The organism is Streptomyces sp. NPDC048257 (assembly GCF_043201855.1).
Taxonomy (GTDB): Bacteria; Actinomycetota; Actinomycetes; order Streptomycetales; family Streptomycetaceae; genus Streptomyces.
The window spans coordinates 295898-314189 of record NZ_JBICZI010000004.1; the positions used below are offsets into that span (position 1 = coordinate 295898).

Genomic DNA, 18292 nt, shown 5'->3' on the forward strand with positions numbered 1-18292 from the left:
GAAGGCCCGGCTCCCCCAAGGGGGCCGGGCCTTCCGGCCGTTCGGGGCGGCCGGCCGACTCGGCGAGCTCAGGGGGAAAGCCGTCCGACACCTGCACCCGCGTCGGTACGCTGGCCCTCACCCGGGACGATCGCTACTGGGCCGCATGGGCGGATTGGCTCGACGTTTCCCGGCACACCCTTTCCGCGCTGGTGGGTGCCGTGGTCGTGGACGGCCGGGACAACGCGGACGCGATCCGCCTCCTGCGCCCGGGTATCGACATCTCCGCCGAATACACCGCCCGCGACGCTGCGGGCCGTGGCGAACGGCTCGACGAGAGCGACCTCTACGAGGACGTCCGCCCGGCCCTGACAGCGCTCCGAGCCACCGGCGTACGGGTCATCGTCGCGGGCAACCAGAGCCCCCGGGCCGGTGACCTGCTGCGTGCGCTGGACCTGCCCGCGGACCTCGTCGTCACGTCGGGCGAGTGGGGCCTGTCCAAGCCGGCGCGCGCCTTCTTCGACCAGGTGCTGGCGGTGTCCGGCAGCGCGGCCGCAGAGACCCTGTACGTGGGGGACCACCCGGCCAACGACATCCACCCGGCGCGCGCCGCAGGCCTGCGCACCGCCCACATCCGGCGTGGCCCCTGGGGTCACTGGTGGGCAGACGCCCCCGCGGTCCGGGCCGCCGCGTACTGGTCGATCGACTCCCTCACCGAACTGCCGGACATCGTCCGCCAGTAGGAACAGGTACCGCGGGACGCCCACCCCGGCCGGAGTCAGGAGCCGATGACTCGGCTGGTGAACCCGTCGCGCTTCTCCCGGTGTGAGTTTCCAAGACAGGCACGGCTTACGTTGACGGCCCGGTGGCCGACCTCAGGTTGGCTTGCGCCACACGGAGATGTGCTTCGCGGAGTCCTGGGTGAACGGCGTCCCGTCCCAGTCCGCGACGCGACGTTCCCTTTCGAGCCCAGCGATCCGTGCCATCAGGTCGAGCTCTGCCGGCCAGGCGTAGCGGTGCCGGGAGTTGCCGCGGCGGTAGCGGCCGTCGTCGCCGTCTCGGGTGAAGTGGTGCGAGACGAGAATCTGCTCGACGAGGTCGAAGGTGTCGAAGCCCAGATGCCGCTCAGAGACGTCGAACGGCACCGCGACCTGGCCGGGCGGCAGGAACCGCAGCGGCGGCACGCCCAGCTCGATGACGAATCGGCCGCCGGGCTCCAGATGACGTGCGGCGTTGCGGAAGCACTCGACCTGCTCGTCCTGCTTGAGCAGGTTCGTGATGGTGTTGTAGACGAGATAGACCAGGGTGAACTCGCCGGGGACGACGGTGGTGGCCATGTCCCCGATGACCACCGGGAGCGTGCCCTCGTCGATCTTGCGCCGCAGCACCGCTGCCATGTGCTCGGACAGTTCGATGCCCACGACCGGCACGCCGCGTTCCCGGAGCGGGACGCCCACGCGTCCGGTCCCGATGGCGAACTCCAGTGCCCGGCCGTCTCCGGCGAGCTCGGCGAGGAAGGCGAGGGTCGGTCCCAGAACGGAGGCCGAGGACGCCTCGGTCTCCTCGGCGTCGTAGCGTTCGGCGGTCGCACGGGTCCACAGCTCACTGCTCGTCACGGGCGGCCACTCTGCCGGGTACCGAGGGGCGCTGTCGACGCATTTACCGAGCGATCCAGCACCCCCGGAGTGATCCAACCACCTTGAAAATCATTTCGTTCAGAGTTCTCAGCCCACTGCGAGGAGCCGGCGCCCGTCATGGCTTCGTACGTGGGGCCCGGAACCGTCGAGGGCATCCAGCAGTCGGATCGCGTAGACCTCGGACATCCGCTCAGACACTTCCTCGGGCGTGAGCCACTGAACTGCCGTGGTCTCGTCAGAGACGCGTTCCGCGCCCCCGAGAGCTTGCAACGGAACACCAAGGCCACTACGCCCGCAGCAGTGTTCTTGTACACACCGGTGAGGCCGCCCACCTCGACGTGTATGCCGGTTTCCTCCAGGACCGCACGCCGTCCTCCGGGACCTCCGTCAGCTCCAGCACCCCGCCCGGCAGCTCCCACGTCCCGTTGTCCGCACGCCGGATCGCCAACATCCGGCCGTCATCCCGCACCACCACACCAGCCACCGATACGGAGTGGCGCGGCGTTGACCGGGTCGACGGGACGCTGTTACTCATGCACATGAGCATAGGAGGATGACGGCCGTTCCCCGCTGTCATCGAGGAGCGCCTAGCGAGCTGCCGCGTCCGGGCCGCCAGATCCATCTGACCGCCGCGTGATGGAGCTTCGGCCGCCCCAGACCCGGGATCCGATGCAGATGGGCCCCGCCTCTCGGTCGCGCTCTACGCCCGACCGGGCCGGGGCATCTCCGACCACCCCGTCCCTGACATCGTCCGCCGGTAGGAACAGGTACCGCGGGACGCCCGCCACGGTCGAAGTCAGGAGCCGATCACTCGGCTGGTGAACCCGTCGCGCATGAGGGACTCGTACGCGTCGTACACATCCTGCGGAACGTCCTGGGCGATGGCGTACCCGAGCTTCGGGTACTCGATCACCCGCTGGAGGTCTCCCACGAGCATGTCCAGGACGAGCTTCTCGTCACCGATGCTCTTGAGATAGTCGTCCAACTCAAGTGGCTCCGAAGCACAGAGGACGTCTACCTCGGGCCAGAGCTTGCGCGCGGTGGCGAAAGACCGCCTCTCCATATAGGGCTTGGAGACCAGTAGCACGGTCTTCGGCCTGATGCCCTGCGTGGCCAGGAGGTCGCGAGTGAGGGTGATGTTCTGACCGGTGTTGGCGGCGTTCGGCTCGACGAAGATCGCAGAATCGGGAACCCCGAGTTCGAGCGCGTGCTCGCGAAAGTGGACAGCCTCCCCCCGGGGAAAACGAGCCCGAGTAGTGGGGCTGTTGCCTCCCGTGAACACGAGTACCGGGAACAGGCCGGCCCGGTAGAGATCGACAGAGGCCGCGGCGACCCCGAGGTCGTGACTGCCCAGTCCGATCGCGACATCCACAGGCACCAGGTCATGGCCCATCTGGTGGTAGTCCCAGATCAGTTTGGCCCGCCGCCACTGGTCCTCGGTGATCCTCTGATGGATGTCCATCACGCGATCTTCTCCCTCATGGCCCTGATGCCCTCGATGCTGGCCAGCTGATGACTCAGCCCGAACTGTCCGGCCAGGCCGGCGGCCTTGTCGAGTATGGCCAGCCCATCATCGCGGGTGGCTCGATCGGACAGCAGGATGTGGCCGTGGGCGGTTTCCAGACGGACCCGTTGCATCGGCGAGTCGGTTGTGGCTGCCCTACGAGCAATACCGATGAAGTGCAGGGCGTTGGCGAGATCTCCGGCCCCACGGTGAGCCAGTGCCAGTTTCTGGTGGGCGACCGACCAATCCTCGGGCTCACCAAGGTCCTCGAACTCCCGGGTCGCGGCGAGCATGACGCGGGTGGCATAGGTGTGGCTTCCGTCCTTGCTCAAGGTCGTCCCCACCCACAGCCGGGCCCGGGCTTGGTCGCGGCGAGACAATCTGTCGTCGACGGCTAACGATTCGTACTGCCGGGCTGCGACCTCCAAGCTGCCCGACATCTCTGCAACCACTGCGAGCGACAGATCGATCTGGGCTACGCGGCGAGGGATGTCCAGCTGTCCGAACAGGGACCTCGCCGAGGCATAGGCTCGCTGGGCCGACAGCGGTCCGAGTACAGCGCCCTGGTCCCGCCGCAGATCCCCGAGCAGGGCCGTTGAACGCGCGAAGAGGTACAGGCCCCTGTCATCCAGAGCGGTCGGCTTGAAACGTCCGAGCCATCGGTCGATCAGGCTGTCTGCGAACGTGAAGTCCTGCCGGGAGAGGGCTACCACAGCGCGGTCGAGATCGTCTGCCCACGACTCGTATTCCCAGGCAAGCGGCCCACGGGAAGCAACCCGACGGACGCTGACAGCGGACGGAGCCCGGTCGGCTTCGGACAGAAACGTCTCGAAGCGGAGATGAGCGGCCGCGTTCGCCCGGGCCAGCGCCGTGTCCAAGATCGACTGGGTGTCCTGGCGGGGCTCGGTCGTGGCGAGGAGCTTTTCCCACTTGGAGATGGTGCGGATGCCGACACCAAGATGACACGCAAACGATCGAACACTCATCCGCAACGCAAGCCGCAGGGCGCGGGCCTCCAGCCCGGTCCAACGTTGCACTGTCGCCACGCGTCGCTCCTTTCCTGCCGCCATCGAAGCACGGCCCGGATGCGCACGGGGGCACAAGTGCAACGCGAGTGCAACGGGCGGACATTTCCGCATCCGTGGAGCACGTCCAGGCTGAACGGTGACCAGCCAACGGACCCTCTGGAAGGACACGGACATGGAGGCTATGAGGCCATGTCGAAGCGACACATCGACTCTCGACGCCCATGAAGCCTCGGCTGGCCCACGGCCGAGTCAGGCGCCCGAGCTCAGCCAAGAACTCCGCGACCGCGCTCGCGTCGGCTGGGAGCGGTTCGTCACCTCCCTCCAGGAGCCGTCCGATGACTGAACGGTACGAATACGTCCCCCATCGCCTGCTGCGCCGCCGTGTACGAGATGTCGCGTCCGGCACCGAAGGAGTGCTGATGGCCGTGGTCAACGAGGACGTGTCGGACTCCGTCCACCCGCACTGGATGGAGCTGGCCTACATCCGAGCCGCGTCCGGCCGCGAGTTCACCACCGCAGTCGGCAACGTCGAGTCGACCGAATGATCCACGCCGTCCGACGGCCCGGGCCGCCCAGCCACAGACGGTCGTTCGCCGCCGCGATTGAGGAGCACGCGGCGGTCTGTGCGGCCTGTTCCCAGCCCGAGACGGGGGCCGGACGCCGAGACGTGCGGAGCGCGTAGCGATGTGGCGCGCCTCACCGACCCGGGCTCCGGGCTGGATGGTCCCCGCCTCTCGGTCGTGCCCTACGCCCGACCGGGCCTCGGCATCTCCGACCACCCCGTCCCTGAAAGCTTGGACCGGCTCGTTCTTTTGGGGGCTTCCCGACAGTCTTCGACTTTCCGGGGCGGGACGGTCGGTCAAGGGTGGCCGAAGGCCATCGCGAAGCGACGCGACGAAGGAGCGCCCTTGAGGGACCGACCCGAACCGGAGAGACGATGAGACTGACGGGAAACCCCCATACCCATCCCTGATGCCGCCCGAGCGGCTCCCGCACACCGGACCCGGCCCGACACAGCTCGCCTACGCCCTACCCCGCCCGGCAGGCCATCGGCCCCGCCCCACCCCCGAGGGGGCGGGTGGGCAGCCGCCGACCGCGAGTGGTGGGGCCGAGGGGGTGAAGGCCCCGCCCGCCTAGGCCCCGTACCACCCCCGCCCACCCCTACGGCTGGGGCTCGAAGTCCCAGTACGGTCTGGTCTGTTGCTTCGCCGAGATCGTGTGGACGTGCTGCGCGCCCAGGGTGCGGGTGAGGCCCCTGATGCCCGCCTCCTCGTGCTTCGCCGCCTCCTCGTACTCCCGCACCGACCGGAGGTCCGCCGCCAGGGCGATCTGCGCGCTCAGGGTCATCGGATGGTCCGGGCCCAGCACCTGCTCGGCGGTGCGCAGCGTCGTCCGGCTCAGGTCCAGCGCGTCCTCCAGCCGCCCCGTGATGTTGCGGTGGCCGGTGGCGTTCAGGGCGCAGCCCAGCGTCCAGGGGTGCCGGTCGCCGACTGCGCCCCACATGCCGACCAGCGCCTGCTCCGCGAGGGAGAGGGCTTCCGCGCGCTCGCCCTGGGCCCGCAGGACGAGGCCGAGGTTGCCGACCGTGCCGATGCTGTAGGGGTGGGCGAGGCCGAGCTGGGACTGGTAGCCGCGGACCACGTCCTCGGAGATCCGGCGGGCCTCGCCGATGTCCCCGTACTCCCTGAGGTAGGTGGCGTAGTCGGAGGCGACCATCAGGGTCCACGGGTAGTCCGCCCCGAAGACCCTGGTCGCCCGCTCCCACACGGTCCGCAGCCGCAGGCCCGCGCCGGGGATGTCCCCGGAACGGCGCAGGCACATCCCGAGGTTGTGCTCGGCGCGCAGGGTCTGCGGGTGTTCCAGGCCCAGCACCTGGGTGTTGATCTTCACGCCCTGTTCCTGCCGGGTCTGGGCCTCGTGGTAGCGGCCCATCAGCCGCAGCCCCATGGCGCAGGCGATCCCGGAGGACAGGGTGGAGATGTGATGGGTCCGCAGGACCCGTTCGCGGCGGCGCAGGGTGTCCAGGTCGAGGTCGTAGGCGTCCTGGTAGCGGCCGAGGAGGCGGTAGGTGGCGGCCAGGTTGTTCTGGGCGGCGAGGGTGGTGGAGTCGTCCTCGCCGAGGAGTTCGCGGTAGGCGGCCAGGCAGTGTTCGAAGATCTCGCGGGCCGGTTCGAAGCGGGCGATGCACAGCAGGACCCCGCCGTACGAGCTGGTCGCGCGCAGGGTTTCCAGGTCGCGGTCGCCCCGCTCCCCGGTGAGCCGGTCGGCGCGGGCGCGGGTGAGGGCCTCGGCGCGCCGGAACAGGCCGAGGTTGCGCAGGGCTTCGCCGTACTGGTAGCTGAGTTCGCGGACCTTGGGGTGGTCCTCGCCGAGCAGGGCCCGCCAGATCAGGTCGGTCTGCTCGGAGAGGCGCAGGCAGGTGCGGTACTCCCCGGCGAGGATCAGGTAGCGCAGGCAGTGCAGCAGGAAGTTCTGGATGCGCGGGTTGCTGCTGGTGAGGACGCCGGAGGGGGCCAGGTGCGGGACGAGTTCGGCGTACCGCGGCCACAGCCGGGCGTCGGAGGGCCGGCCGGGGTCGGCGGCGGCGAGGACCTGGCGTACGGCGCGGGCCAGCGGTTCGGCCTCGGCCTCGGAGAGGTTCTCGCGGACGATGCCGTGGACCATGCGGTGCAGCTGTACGGTCTCCAGCCCGCCGCCGCCCTCCTCCACGGCGAGGTCCGAGTACTCCAGGCGCACCACGGAGAACTGGACGAGTTTGTTGAGGGCGGCGTTCCACCGGATCTGGTCGTTGATCAGCCCGGCGAGCTGTTCGGGCACGTCGTCCGCGGGGAATTCGCGCAGCAGGCGCAGGGGCACCGGGCCGGGCGCGAAGAAGACGAACAGCCGCAGGAGGGCGAGGGCGTCGGGGAAGTTCTCGCGGACGTTGTTGAGGAGTATGGCGAGGGCGGTGGGGAAGGGCAGCGGGTAGTCCTCGGAGATCGCCACGGCCTCGCGGGAGTCCATCCGGTGCTGGAGCAGGACGAGGTAGTCGCCCACCGGCAGCGGGGAGTCGGCGAGCCAGCCGGCGGTCTGGTCGAGGGCGAGCGGGTAGTCCTCGAGGGCCTCGGCGAGCTGGTCGGCCTCGTCGGCGGTGAGGCGCAGGGCCCGGCGGCGGATGAAGGTGATGGACTCGGGGCGGGCGTAGAGCGGGACCTCGACCAGGCTGGTGTGCCGGGCGGCCCATTCGCGGTTGCGCGAGGTGATGATCACGTCGCCGCCGCCGGAGGGCAGCAGGTCGATCAGGTCGTCCGGGTTGTCGCAGCCGTCGAAGACCACCAGCCAGCGGCCGTACGGGTGCCCGCGCCGCAGCGCTTCGAGGACGGCCCGGATCTGCTCGCCGTAACTGCCCGCCCCGCGGGGCAGCCCGAGCGCCGGGGCGAGGTCGGCAAGGCGTTCGCGCAGGGTGGGCCGGTCCTCGGCGGGGACCCACCACACCACGTCGTACTCGGAGGCGAAGCGGTAGGCGTACTCGGTGGCGACCTGGGTCTTGCCGACGCCGGACAGCCCGAGCAGGGTGACGGTGGACGCGCCGGGCGGGGCCTCGGTCAGCGCCGCGCGCAGGGTGCCGATGACGTCGTTGCGGCCGGTGAAGCGCGGGTTGCGGCGCGGGACGCGGCCCCAGATTTCCGGCGGGTCGTTGGGGAAGCGCGGGCCCCGGCGGCCGGTCTCGGTGCCGATCCGGTCCGTGGGCAGCTCCAGCCGTCGCAGCACCCGGTATTCGGCCTCGTACGCGTCCAGGCCCCACAGGTCGGTCTTCTCCAGCACGGCGACGGCGCTGGGCAGCGGGGCGTCGGTGAGGCAGACCGCGGCGAACCGGTCGGGGTGGTGGTCGGTGACCGTGCGCAGGGCGGTGTTCCACTCCTCCTCGGTGTGGGTGCCGGCGGAGAAGTAGCGCTCGCTGAGGACGAGGAGGACCCGGCTGCCGGAGCGGGCCAGGTCGTCGAGGGCCTGGCCGACACCGGGGCTGTTCTGCGGATCCCAGCGCTGGAGGGCGACGCGGTGCCCGTGCTCCTCCAGGCGGTGCGCGATCCACACGGCCCAGGGGCGGTTGAACCCCGCGAAGCTGATGACGAATCGCTGCGGCTGCGTCGCAGCTCCCTGGTCCTGCCGAGTACCGGTGGTCATGCGGCCGTCTCCCTGGAATCCGGGCGGTGGACGGGCTTGAAAGGTACCGCAGCGGACGGTCCGTCAGCCTGGTGCGAACGGGGCGAGTTCGGGGTGGGCCTCGCACCAGGCGCGGCGTTCGCGGTCGACGGCACGGCGGGCCGCGGTGTGCTGGTCGCCGGGCGGTGGGAGGTCGTCCATGGCGCGCTCGGCGGCATCCATCGCGTCGGTGAACTCCTTTCCCGCGGTGGTCAGTCGCTCGTGCGCCCGCAGGGTGGGCAGGACCGCCGCGACCTGGGCGCGGATCCGGGCGTGCTGGGCCCAGGCGCCGCGGGCGCCGTAGAGGGCCGCGCGCTGCCAGTATCCGGCGAGGGCCAGGTGGGCGTAGGCGCCGTGCAGCAGGCCCTCCAGCGGGCGGGGGTCGCTGCGCCAGGGGGCCCAGTGGCGGGGCGTGCGATCGGCGGTGTGCAGGGTCAGGACGTCGGCGAGGGCGGTCAGTTTGCCGTGCTGGACCTCGTGGACGAGGGTCGCGGCGAGCGCGGGCGGGGCCTGCGCGCGGGCCAGTACGGAGCCTGCGGCCGCGGGCAGGGTGGCACCGCTGGAGCGGGAGCCGCCGGCCAGCGGTACGACGGAGCGCAGCAGTTGGACGGTTTCCTCCGCGCGGATGGTGTCGTAGCGCTGGAGCAGGGTGAGCGCGCCGGACCACTGGGTGTCCCACCGCTTGTGGCCCTTGGGGGTGAGTCGGCGGGCGGGGCGGACGGGGGCCGGCTGCGCGGGGCCGGGCACCCGGTAGGGGTCGAGGTCGTCGAGGGCGGTCCTGCCGCCGGGCAGCGCGTGCAGGGGCACGGTGGCGGGGTCGTCGGGGTCCCAGGAGCGTTCGGTGAGGGCGAGCGGGCCGGGGCGGTCCGGGCGCAGCAGTCCGAGGGTGGGCAGGACGAGCCGGCCGTGCAGGGGCCGCAGGGTGTGGGTGAAGGCGATCCCGGCGCGCAGGGCGGCGGCGACGGCGAGGGCGCCGAGGTGTCCGAGGTCGGGCGGGGCGCCGTACGGGGCGTGCAGCCGGCGCAGGGTCTCCTCGGCCCACACGCCGGTGGCCGGGTAGTGCAGTACGTCGCGCACGGCGCCCGCGTCGCGGCGTTCGGCCTCCTCCAGCAGGGCCCAGTGGTCGGCGGCCTCCCCGGACCGGCCGCCGGGCGCGGCGTCGAGGACCGCGCGCAGCAGGAGCAGGCGCTTGGAGCGGCGTACGTCGCGGACCAGGCGGGTGCCCTCCATGGAGGGCTCGGTGGAGGCGAGGGCGCGCAGGGTGGGGGTGGAGACGGTGAAGGCGGCGAGGGCGGCGGTCATGAGGCGACCGCCGGGGGGTGCGCGGCGGCGGTGGCCGGGACGCCGGTGGCCAGGACGCCGGTGGCGGTGGCGGTGGCGGGGGCGGTGGCGGTCTGCGCGGCCCGTTGGACGGCGGCGGCGATGTGCCGGATCAGCGCCTGGAGGTCGGCACAGTACACGGACGGCTGGCGGAACCCCTCGCCGGCGCGGTAGCGGTGCGGGTAGTGCCCGCCGCCGCACACCTCGACCAGTTCGCAGCTGCGGCACCGGGCGGCGAGCGCGTCCCGCCCGAGCTGGCGGGCGGCGAGCCCGGGGTGGTCGAGGAGCTGGTCGAAGCTGTGGGTGTCGAGGGTCATCCCGGTCGCGGCGGCGCCCTCGTACGCGGATTTCAGTGAGTCGGCCTGTTCGATGGAGCCGTCGGTCTCGATCACGGCGGTGGCGGCGGGCGTGAGCCCGAGGGTCTCGGTGGCGGCGGGCAGGCCGAGCAACAGGGCGATGATCTCCTCGAAGAGCCGGATCCGGGTGCGCCGTACGCCGTCGTGCCACCAGCGCTCGAAGACGGCGAGGAGCCAGTCGGCGTACGGGGTCCGGCCCGGGTGGTGGCCGGGGGGCGGGGCGCTCCAGTTCGCGAGCGGCAGGAGCAGCCCGATGCTGGGCGGGGCGAAGGCGAGCAGGGACTCGTACGTCTCCACCGGGTCCTGGTCGAGGTCGACGACGCAGAGCACCCCGGCGTAGCTCTGCGGGTGCCGGGCCAGCAGCCGCAGGCCGCGGGCGGCGGCGCCGAAGCCGGGCCGTCCGGCGTGGTCCACGCGCCGGGTGTTGTGCGCGGGCAGTCCTCCGTCGAGGCTGACGCCGACGCGGATCCCGGCGGCGGCCAGGGCGGCGAGGCGGCCGCGGGTGAGCAGGGTGCCGTTGGTCTGGACGGTGGCGGTGACCCGGGTGCGCGGGGCGGCGCCGGCCAGGGCGGCCCGTACGGCGTCGACGGGCGCGGCGAGGGCGGCGGGGGCGGTGAGCAGCGGTTCGCCGCCGTGCAGGACGAGGTCGACCCGGGGCAGGTCGTGGGTGGCGGCGTGCTCGGCGATCCGCTGCGCGGCGCGGGCGGCGGTGGCGGGCGTCATGGCGGGCGGCTGGTCGCGCCAGCCCTGGTCGGCCATCTCGTAGACGTAGCAGTAGGTGCAGGCGAGGTTGCAGCGGCTGCGGGTCTTGAGGACGAACTGCCTGATGGGGTGCGGTCGGTGGCCGGCGGCGCGGGCGGCGGCGACGTCGAGCCGGGTGTAGGGCCAGGGCGCGTGCCGGGCGTGCCGCAGCCGCTGCGCGGCGGCGGGGCCGGGGGGCGCGGTCGCCGGGTCGCGGTGCGCGGGCGGACCGGGGCGCGGGGCCGGGGCCTGGTGGGCGGCCGGGGCCGGGGCCTGGTGCTGGGGCGGGGCCGGGGCCTGGGGCGGGGCCGGGGCCTGGTGGGCGGCCGGGGCCGGCTCCTGGTGCGGGGGCGGGTCCTGGTGGGCGGCCGGGGCCTGGGGCGGGGCCGGGTTCCGGGGTGCGGGCGGGTCGTCGCCGCCGGGTGCGGGCAGCGGGGAGTCGTTGGTGACCGCTCGCCCCATCGCCGCACCTCCCTCCCCCGGCCACCCGCCGGGGACACCCCGGCGGACGGTCCATCCCTGCCCTGGGGACGGTCCCGGCTAACGGCGGAAAGTGGTCAACTCGCTTTCAAGTCGGGGCGGATCAGGCACGGCACGATCAGGCCACGCTGGAATCGAAGGCGTTGAGGATCTCCGCGGGATGGGTCACCCGCTCGACCATGCCCTCGATCACGCGGGCCAGCACGGGATGGTCGATCCCGCGCAGCGCCGCCAGGTCCAGCCCGGAGAGATCCGGCAGCCGCCCCGGACATCCCGGGGTCGCTGCCGCCACTTCCTGCTGCTTCGTCACCATGTGCCGCCGGTCCCCCTGTCGCGTCGCACACCGGATGGTCCACTTCCTTTTCCCGCCGGCCGGACCGTGGAAACGGTGGTCCCCGGTCACGGGCGCGCCCGCGGCGCGGGCGTCAGAGCCCCGCCTCCAGGGCCCGTATCCGCGCGCGGACCGCCTCCGAGCGCCCCGCGGCGCCCTCGTGGATCCGCGTCCACAGCTCCAGCGCCGAGCGGTAGGCGTCCAGGGCCGCACGGGGCCGGGCCAGGCGTTCCAGCACTTCCGCGCGCAACTCCTGTACGCGGGCGGCGAGCTGGACGGCGGTGTCCGCGCGGTCCTCCACGTCGGCCTCCAGGGCGGCCCGCCAGGCCCGCCGGTAGGAGTCCGCCGCCCGGTCGAGGCGGTCCGGCGCACGGGTGTGGGCGTGGATCTCCTGCTGTACGTCGCCGTGCTCCCGCCAGGCGCGGGCCTGTTCCAGTGGGCTGCGGCTGTGCCGGACGGCCAGCTCCAGCAGGTACTCGGCCTCCCGCAGGTCCACGGGGTCGCCCTCGTAGGTGTGCCGCAGCCGGAGCCCGGTGGCCAGCCGCAGCAGCCGGTGCGCCGACCCGGGGTCGGACTGCGGGACCGCGGCCCTGCTCTCGCGCAGGACCCGTACGGCGGCCCCGGTGAACCGGCGCCCGTCGGTGGCCCGGGCCCGGTCCAGGAGTACGTCGCCCCACTCGGGCAGCAGTTCCGCGAAGGCCTCCCCGTCGCGGGGGATCAGCCGCCGGGCCCGGCCGTACGCCTCGGCCGCGGCCTCCAGTGCCGCCGGATCGGCGTCCCGCGCGTACCGCTCGCGGTGCACCCGGGCCAGGCACACCAGGGCGGCCACCCGCAGCTCCGGGTCCACGCCCGACTCCGCCAGGGCCGCGTCCAGCTGCCCGACCGCCTCCTCCAGCCGGCCCGGGAGGTGGCGCAGGGCGTCGGCCAGCTCCACCCGCACCTGCGCGGTGCCCGCTCCGGCCCGGCCGGGGGCGGCCTGCGGGGTGGGCAGGGCCATGGCGAGGCGGGCCGCGGCCTGTTCGGCCAGGGCCGTGCGCTCGGCCGGGTCCGCGGTGCGGGGCAGCAGGGCCAGCAGCACGCGGCCCAGGGCCAGGTGCAGCTCGGCGTACGGGGCCGGGCCGGCGTACGGGGACAGGCCGGCGTCCCCGCCGCTGCCCGGGCCCCTGTCCCCGACCGGGCCGGGGGCCGGGCCCGCCAGGGGTTCGAGGGCCGCGCGGGCCTCGCGGAGCGCGCCCGCCTCGTCCCGCAGCCCGCTCAGCCTGATCAGGGTCTCGGCCCGCCGCACCGCGCAGTCCCGGCTCAGCTCGGGGTCCGCCACGGCTCCCGCCGCCGCGAACTCCATGTCCGCCGCGGCCAGCAGCTCCGCGTCCGGTCCGGCGGCCAGCGCCCGCTCGTACAGCACCCGGCCCAGCACCGCCCCCGCCCGGGGCGTCAGGAGCCCGGTCACGGCCCGCTGCGCCTCGGCGAGGAGCTCCGGGTCCCGCTGGGCCGCCCACAGCCGCAGCAGCGCCCCCGCCAGCTCGGTCTCCGCCTCCTCGGGCGGATCGCCGGGTCCCGCCGGGGCCGCCACCGCCCGGCGGAGCACCGCCACGGCCTCGTACAGCGCCCGCGCGCCGCCCTCCCCGTCGGCGTCCGCGTCCGCAAGCCGGTCCCGGGCGGCGCGCACCGCCGCGGCCCGGGTGGGCACCCGGGCCGCGGCGGGGGCCCGTACCGCCGGGCCCTGCTGCGGCATGCCGGGCAGGTAGCGCCGTACGACTTTGGCCGAAACCTGTGCGAAGGCCTGCGGGAGCCGCCCCTCGGGCATCCGCTCGGCGTCCTCGGGCCCGGGGTCCGCGACGGCCGGCGGGGTCCCGGTCAGCTGGGAGACGGCGAGCGCGGGGAAGTTCCGTACGCCCCGGCCGAAGTGCGCCAGTACGTACTCCGAGCAGTGCTTGAGGACCAGCGCGGCCTCGTCCCGCCCCAGGGGCCCCAGCAGCACGTCCTGCACCCCGGGCACGAACTCGTACCAGTGCCCCGGCCCGCTGCGCCTCAGCAGCCCGCTCAGCAGTACCTCCGCCAGGTCGGAGGGCTCGGAGTCCGGCAGCATCGTGCGCTGCACCAGCCGCATCACGGGCAGCGTCAGCGGCGCCGCCGACAGGTACACGGCGAGCTGTACGGCCCGGGGCGCGGCCGAGGACCGGAACCGCGCCACCAGCTCGCGCGGTGGCCGTACGGCCCGCGGCGGCGGCAGGGGCGCGGCCGGGTGGTCGGCCCGTACCCGGCCCACCTCGGCCGGTACCGGACCGGCGGCGAGCCCGGCCAGGAGCCGGGCCCACGCCCCGAGGGCGGTCGCGCTCGGCGGCAGCACCGGCACCGTCAGCCCGCCCGTGGGCCGCCCGGGCCGCGGAGGCCGGTCCGGCCGGAAGGCGAGCTTCTGCGCGCCGCCCTCCAGCCGGGTGAGCGTGCCCCGTTCGGTGGGCAGCCAGCTGCGCCCCCACAGCCGCTGCGGCAGCGGCTGGACGACCATGCAGGGGGTGCACTCGGCCCACCGGTACAGCAGCCGCTGCGCCGTTCCCTCGCGCCACAGGGGCCCGGCGCAGTCGGAGACGAGCATGGTCAGGGCCCGGCCGGTCGGGTCCCGCAGCTGGTCACCGGAGCGCAGGCCGGAGCCGGGTACGGGGCTGCGGCCGAGCGCCGCCGTGCCGTCGGCGAGGCGGTGCAGGTAGTGCACCTGGACATCGCGGAAGGCCCCCAACCGCTCGCACACGGACCGCAGTTCCTCGAACATGTCCTGCCAGACGGCCATCGACGGGGACGCGTCCATCACCAGTCGTACGGTCGCCTCGCGCCGGCTCTCCGGCCGGAGCACCGGGATGATCAGTCCGAGGGCGCGGGCACTGGCCTCGGCGGTGGCGGGTTCGTCGATCACCAGCCGGGTGGGCGGGCCGGGCGGGCGGTGGCGCTGGAGGGCGCGCAGGGCCCGCTGGATGTCCAGGATGCGGGGCAGCGCGGCGGCTCCGGGGACCCGTACGGGCACGCCGTGCTCCTCGGGCGACTCCCCCGGCCGTTCCCCCTCGGGGCCGTCGGTGCGGGCCGCCCCGGGCGCGTAGAGCCCGACCGGATCGTCGGGCTCCGCGTCCGTGCGTACGGGATCGGCGGGCTCCCCGGCCGGTTCCCCGGCCGCGGTGGGCGGGCCGCCCCCCGGCCCGTGGGCACCGGGGGCGGCCCGTCCCGGCCGGTGGATGTGCCCGGCCAGCCACAGGGCGTCGGCGATTTCCTCGGCGGACGGGTCGAGCCCGGCGGCGCGCAGCAGCGCGGCCAGTTCACGGACGCCGGGTGCTCCGGCGGATGCCACGGCCGATCACCTCGGGCGGTCGAGGCGCTGGATGAGCAGGTCCGCGAGGTCCTCCCGGGTGGGCGGGGCGGCGTAGTGGGTCAGGTACACGGCGTTGAGCAGCTGGTCGGCGGCGACCAGCTCGGACTGGGAGCGGCTGAGGAACTCCCGGATCAGGTCGGCCCCGAGGCGGGCGGCCTCCTCGCCGAGGTGGGCGCGGACCATGGTGGCGAGCCGCTTCTCGCCGGGCTGCCCGAGCCCCAGCTGGATGCAGCGGCGCAGCAGGGCGGCCGGGAAGTCCCGTTCCCCGTTGCTGGTCAGGATGATGAAGGGGAAGGCCCGGCAGCGGACGCGGCCGCCGCGGACGGTCACCTTCGTCCCGTCGTCGGTGAGCACCTGCACCTCGGGCTCGCTGTCGGCGACCCGTTCCAGCTCGGGGAGGGCGAACTCCCCTTCCTCCAGCACGTTCAGCAGGTCGTTCGGGAGGTCGATGTCGCTCTTGTCGAGCTCGTCGATCAACAGCACGCGGGGCCGGTCGGTGGGGAGCAGGGCGGTGCCCAGCGGGCCGAGCCGGATGTACTTGCCGATGCCGGGGGGCGCTGCGGGGCCGGTGGGACCGCCCCACCCACCGCCGCCGGCCGCGATCTGCACGTCCTGCAGCCGGGCGAGGGCGTCGTACCGGTAGAGCCCGTCCTGGAGCACGGTCCGCGACACCACCGGCCAGCGCAGCACCCGCCCCAGCTTCAGTTCGTGGGCGACGGCGTGCGCGAGGGTGGACTTCCCGGTTCCGGGGAAGCCGGTCACGAGCAGCGGCCGCCGCAGGTACAGGGCCGCGTTGATGGCCTCCAGCTCCTCGGGCTCCGGCCGGTGCAGCTCGGCGGCCTGCCGGTGCGCCCCGAGCCGCCGCGCCACGTTGCCGTCGGCGACCCGGGCCGGGCCGCCCGCCTCGACCACGGGCCCGCCGTCGAAGTCCCGCCAGGGCGGCGGGTCGGGCAGGGCGTCGATCCCGTCATGGGGCTCACCCACCCCGCGGTAAATGAGCCACTCGTCATTCATGATGCTCCCTCCCTCGCGTCCGCCACTCGCATCCGCCACTCGCATCCACGGCCGGCACCCCGCCGCTCGCATCCACGGCCGGCACCCCGCCGCTCGCACCCCGCCCCTGGCACCCCGTCGCTCGTATCCGACGCTCGCACCCCGCCGCTCGTATCCGACGCTCGCACCCCGCCCCTGCACCCGGCGCTCGCATCCGCCGGGCCGGGCCGCGTCACAGGTCTCCCTGCAGCGGCTCTTCGTCGGGCAGCGGCCGCGCCGGGTCCTCCCACACCAGCCCCGCCCCGGCCGCCCAGTAGGCGTCGGGGTCCGCCCCGTACGCCCGCCCCCGCAGCGCCTGGAAGCGCAGCGGCAGCACCTCCGCCCGCCCGGCGTCGGCCAGTTCCTCCCGCAGTCCGCGGTGGAAGGGCGCGCACGAGGCCCCCGGGTCCGGCGTGGGCCGCCGGGTCACCACCACCCCGTACCCGGCGTCCCGTACCGCGTACAGCGAGCCGAGCGTGGGCTCCTGGTCCGCCGCCCGGCAGTGCACGGGCACGGTGTTGTCGGGGAGTCCCGTCAGCCACTCGGTGGCGGGGGTGCGCGGGCGCCCGCCGACGCAGTCGGCCCGTTCGTCCGCGATCGGGCCCGCCTGCACCCGGGCCCACCGGGCGCCCGCGTCGGTGCCCTCGCGGTCGGCGGGGTGCTCCCGGGCCCCGCCCGGATCCGGCCCGGCGGGCCGAGGGGGGTTGGCTCCGGCGGGGTGGCGGAGCACCACCGGCCGCTGCACGCCCAGCGGTACGCCGCCCACGACCACCCATGCGTCCACCGCCAGCCCGAACAGCTCCGGGGCCACGGCCACTTCGAGCAGGGCCGCCGCTTCGTGGGTGTCGCAGCGCCGGAAACCCTCGGCGAGCGGGGCCCGTAACACCTCCGGCAGACGCGCCAGGGTGGCCCGTACGCCCGAGTCCACCGGCGTCACCCGCCCCGCGCGTGCGGGGCCGGCCAGCACGGAGACCCGCCAGTCGTAGACGTCCTCCCAGCCGTGCGCCCACACCTCCAGCAGCACCGAGGCCCCGGACGGCAGCCCGCCGGCCCGCCGGGCCGGGCCGTGCACCGCCCGCCCGGCCGAGGCCCGCCGGCGCTGCTCCCGCTCGGCGAGGCCCCGCTCGTGACGCTCGCCGAGCTCGCGCCGCAGCGGCCGCCACAGCCGCTCGGCCGTGGCCCGTACCCAGTGCCACAGCTCCTCGTCGGCGCCCGGCGTGGCCGGCTCCCGGTAGTCGGCCACGCTCACGTCCGTCGCGTACCGGAGCATCGCCGCGGCCTCCGCCGCCCCGCCGGGCGGGTCGTGCAGCAGGCCCAGCCCGTCGCGCCAGCTCAGCGGGGCCGGCGGGAGCGGGTCCGGCTCCTCGCCGCGCGCCGCCTCGACCAGGGCGCGTACGACCTCGGAGGAGCCGGGCGGCGGCAGTTCGGCCAGCAGCCCGTGGAGGGTGGTGCGCTCGCCGGGGGTCAGCCGCCCGCGGCCGGCGTACGGGTCCCCCTCCTCCGGCGGGAGCTCGCCGTGCACGTCCGTCCAGGTCCGGCGGTTGTCGAGGTCGCTGAGGTGCTGGTCGTAGTGGTACAGGTCATGGGCCTGCATGATCCGGCGGTAGAGCCCGACCTGGCCCCGCGCGGCCATCGGGAGGGTGCGCAGCTGCACGACGGAGACGGCGAGCCCGCCGCCGCCCGACTGCCGACGGGCCTTGAGGACGCCGACGACCTCCCCGCGGGCCAGGTCCACGACGGGCCCGCCGGACATGCCGGGCTCGATCTCGTCGTCGTCGCCGAGGCGGATGGCCGCACCGTTCCCGGCGGTGCCGCGCAGCCGGGTGGTGCGGCCGGTGATCTCGGGGGTGCCGAGGTCCTCGGTGCAGCCGAAGTAGGCGACCTCGTCGAAGCGGGGCCTGGAGCGGTCGGTCAGCCAGACGCAGGCGTGCGAGACGGGGGCCAGGACCCTGATCAGCGCCAGGTCGGGCAGGTCCCACAGCGCGTGCCGGCCCGGACGCCGCTCCTCCAGCCGCTCGGGCAGTACGCACTCCACGCGCCCGGTGACCGTCCCGGTGAGGCTCCCCGCCGAGAAGGTGATGCCGACCTCGCGCCCCGTCAGACGCACCGCAGCACCCCCTTCGCCGACCACGTGCGCACACGTCAGGACCCACCCGGGGGCGATGAAGAAGCCGCTCCCCCACGTGGGACCGGTCCGATGACTGCGGGAGTTCTCATACCCGCCCGGAGGGGCGTGAACGCGTACGGTCGCCGCCTGGACGAGGGGCTCGAGGAGCTCGAAGGCGCGCGCGGAACCGGTCGTGCGCCCGTCCGTCATCCGCACCCCCCGCTCGTTGGGCATCCAGGC

Annotated in this window: 11 protein-coding genes and 2 pseudogenes; 2 read left to right on the forward strand and 11 right to left on the reverse strand. The window is 74.2% G+C overall.

Annotation, left to right across the window (positions count from 1 at the left end):
• Positions 1–110: 110 nt before the first annotated feature.
• Positions 111–722, forward strand: a complete 612-nt coding sequence (locus tag ACGFZK_RS11860) for an HAD family hydrolase (RefSeq protein WP_393848939.1) — start codon at positions 111–113, stop codon at positions 720–722.
• 132 nt (positions 723–854) lie between these two features.
• On the opposite strand, the gene ACGFZK_RS11865 is transcribed toward ACGFZK_RS11860, so the two are convergent.
• The 4 genes and pseudogenes from ACGFZK_RS11865 to ACGFZK_RS11880 all read right to left on the reverse strand — a co-directional run bounded on the left by ACGFZK_RS11865 (position 855) and on the right by ACGFZK_RS11880 (position 4166).
• Complete coding sequence (locus ACGFZK_RS11865; RefSeq protein WP_393848714.1) at positions 855–1595, reverse strand: class I SAM-dependent DNA methyltransferase; 741 nt, start codon at positions 1593–1595, stop codon at positions 855–857.
• A 108-nt stretch (positions 1596–1703) separates the two neighbouring features.
• Positions 1704–2163: pseudogene (locus tag ACGFZK_RS11870) on the reverse strand (NUDIX domain-containing protein).
• A gap of 249 nt (positions 2164–2412) precedes the next feature.
• Positions 2413–3078 carry a YdcF family protein gene (locus ACGFZK_RS11875; RefSeq protein ID WP_393848715.1) on the reverse strand — a complete coding sequence of 222 codons (666 nt, stop codon included), beginning with the start codon at positions 3076–3078 and terminating at the stop codon, positions 2413–2415.
• Entirely contained in the window at positions 3078–4166 is a 1089-nt protein-coding gene (locus ACGFZK_RS11880; RefSeq protein ID WP_393848716.1) for a helix-turn-helix domain-containing protein, read from the reverse strand. The genes ACGFZK_RS11875 and ACGFZK_RS11880 overlap by 1 nt, the downstream gene beginning before the upstream one ends.
• A 317-nt stretch (positions 4167–4483) precedes the next feature.
• Here ACGFZK_RS11880 and ACGFZK_RS11885 point away from each other — a divergent pair.
• Positions 4484–4754, forward strand: a pseudogene (locus ACGFZK_RS11885) (hypothetical protein).
• A gap of 555 nt (positions 4755–5309) precedes the next feature.
• Here ACGFZK_RS11885 and fxsT read toward each other — a convergent pair.
• From fxsT to ACGFZK_RS11920, 7 genes are all read right to left on the reverse strand, one after another.
• The gene (gene fxsT / locus ACGFZK_RS11890) at positions 5310–8312 is read right to left on the reverse strand and encodes an FxSxx-COOH system tetratricopeptide repeat protein (RefSeq protein ID WP_393848717.1); all 3003 of its coding nucleotides are present in this window, start codon (positions 8310–8312) and stop codon (positions 5310–5312) included.
• A gap of 63 nt (positions 8313–8375) precedes the next feature.
• The gene (locus tag ACGFZK_RS11895) at positions 8376–9632 is read right to left on the reverse strand and encodes an aKG-HExxH-type peptide beta-hydroxylase (protein WP_393848718.1); all 1257 of its coding nucleotides are present in this window, start codon (positions 9630–9632) and stop codon (positions 8376–8378) included.
• Positions 9629–11209 (reverse strand): FxsB family cyclophane-forming radical SAM/SPASM peptide maturase, encoded by a 1581-nt coding sequence (locus ACGFZK_RS11900; protein ID WP_393848719.1) that lies wholly within the window; start codon positions 11207–11209, stop codon positions 9629–9631. Before ACGFZK_RS11900 ends, ACGFZK_RS11895 begins: the two co-directional genes overlap by 4 nt.
• A 136-nt stretch (positions 11210–11345) precedes the next feature.
• Positions 11346–11540: an FxSxx-COOH cyclophane-containing RiPP peptide gene (gene fxsA / locus ACGFZK_RS11905; protein ID WP_202199748.1), complete on the reverse strand. Its 195-nt coding sequence runs from the start codon at positions 11538–11540 to the stop codon at positions 11346–11348.
• A 112-nt stretch (positions 11541–11652) separates the two neighbouring features.
• Positions 11653–14892, reverse strand: coding sequence for an SAV_2336 N-terminal domain-related protein (locus tag ACGFZK_RS11910; RefSeq protein WP_393848720.1), 3240 nt, complete (start codon positions 14890–14892; stop codon positions 11653–11655).
• 6 nt (positions 14893–14898) lie between these two features.
• The gene (locus ACGFZK_RS11915) at positions 14899–15927 is read right to left on the reverse strand and encodes an AAA family ATPase (protein ID WP_393848721.1); all 1029 of its coding nucleotides are present in this window, start codon (positions 15925–15927) and stop codon (positions 14899–14901) included.
• A gap of 211 nt (positions 15928–16138) precedes the next feature.
• Complete coding sequence (locus ACGFZK_RS11920; protein ID WP_393848722.1) at positions 16139–18286, reverse strand: trypsin-like peptidase domain-containing protein; 2148 nt, start codon at positions 18284–18286, stop codon at positions 16139–16141.
• Positions 18287–18292: the final 6 nt, after the last annotated feature.

What these genes read in the sequence shown, in the direction of transcription:
- ACGFZK_RS11875 (WP_393848715.1), bottom strand. Translation starts at nt 3,078, where the DNA reads ATGGACATCCATCAGAGGATCACCGAGGACCAGTGGCGGCGGGCCAAA.
- fxsT (WP_393848717.1), bottom strand. Translation starts at nt 8,312, where the DNA reads ATGACCACCGGTACTCGGCAGGACCAGGGAGCTGCGACGCAGCCGCAG.
- ACGFZK_RS11895 (WP_393848718.1), bottom strand. Translation starts at nt 9,632, where the DNA reads ATGACCGCCGCCCTCGCCGCCTTCACCGTCTCCACCCCCACCCTGCGC.
- ACGFZK_RS11900 (WP_393848719.1), bottom strand. Translation starts at nt 11,209, where the DNA reads ATGGGGCGAGCGGTCACCAACGACTCCCCGCTGCCCGCACCCGGCGGC.
- fxsA (WP_202199748.1), bottom strand. Translation starts at nt 11,540, where the DNA reads ATGGTGACGAAGCAGCAGGAAGTGGCGGCAGCGACCCCGGGATGTCCG.
- ACGFZK_RS11915 (WP_393848721.1), bottom strand. Translation starts at nt 15,927, where the DNA reads ATGAATGACGAGTGGCTCATTTACCGCGGGGTGGGTGAGCCCCATGAC.
- ACGFZK_RS11920 (WP_393848722.1), bottom strand. Translation starts at nt 18,286, where the DNA reads ATGCCCAACGAGCGGGGGGTGCGGATGACGGACGGGCGCACGACCGGT.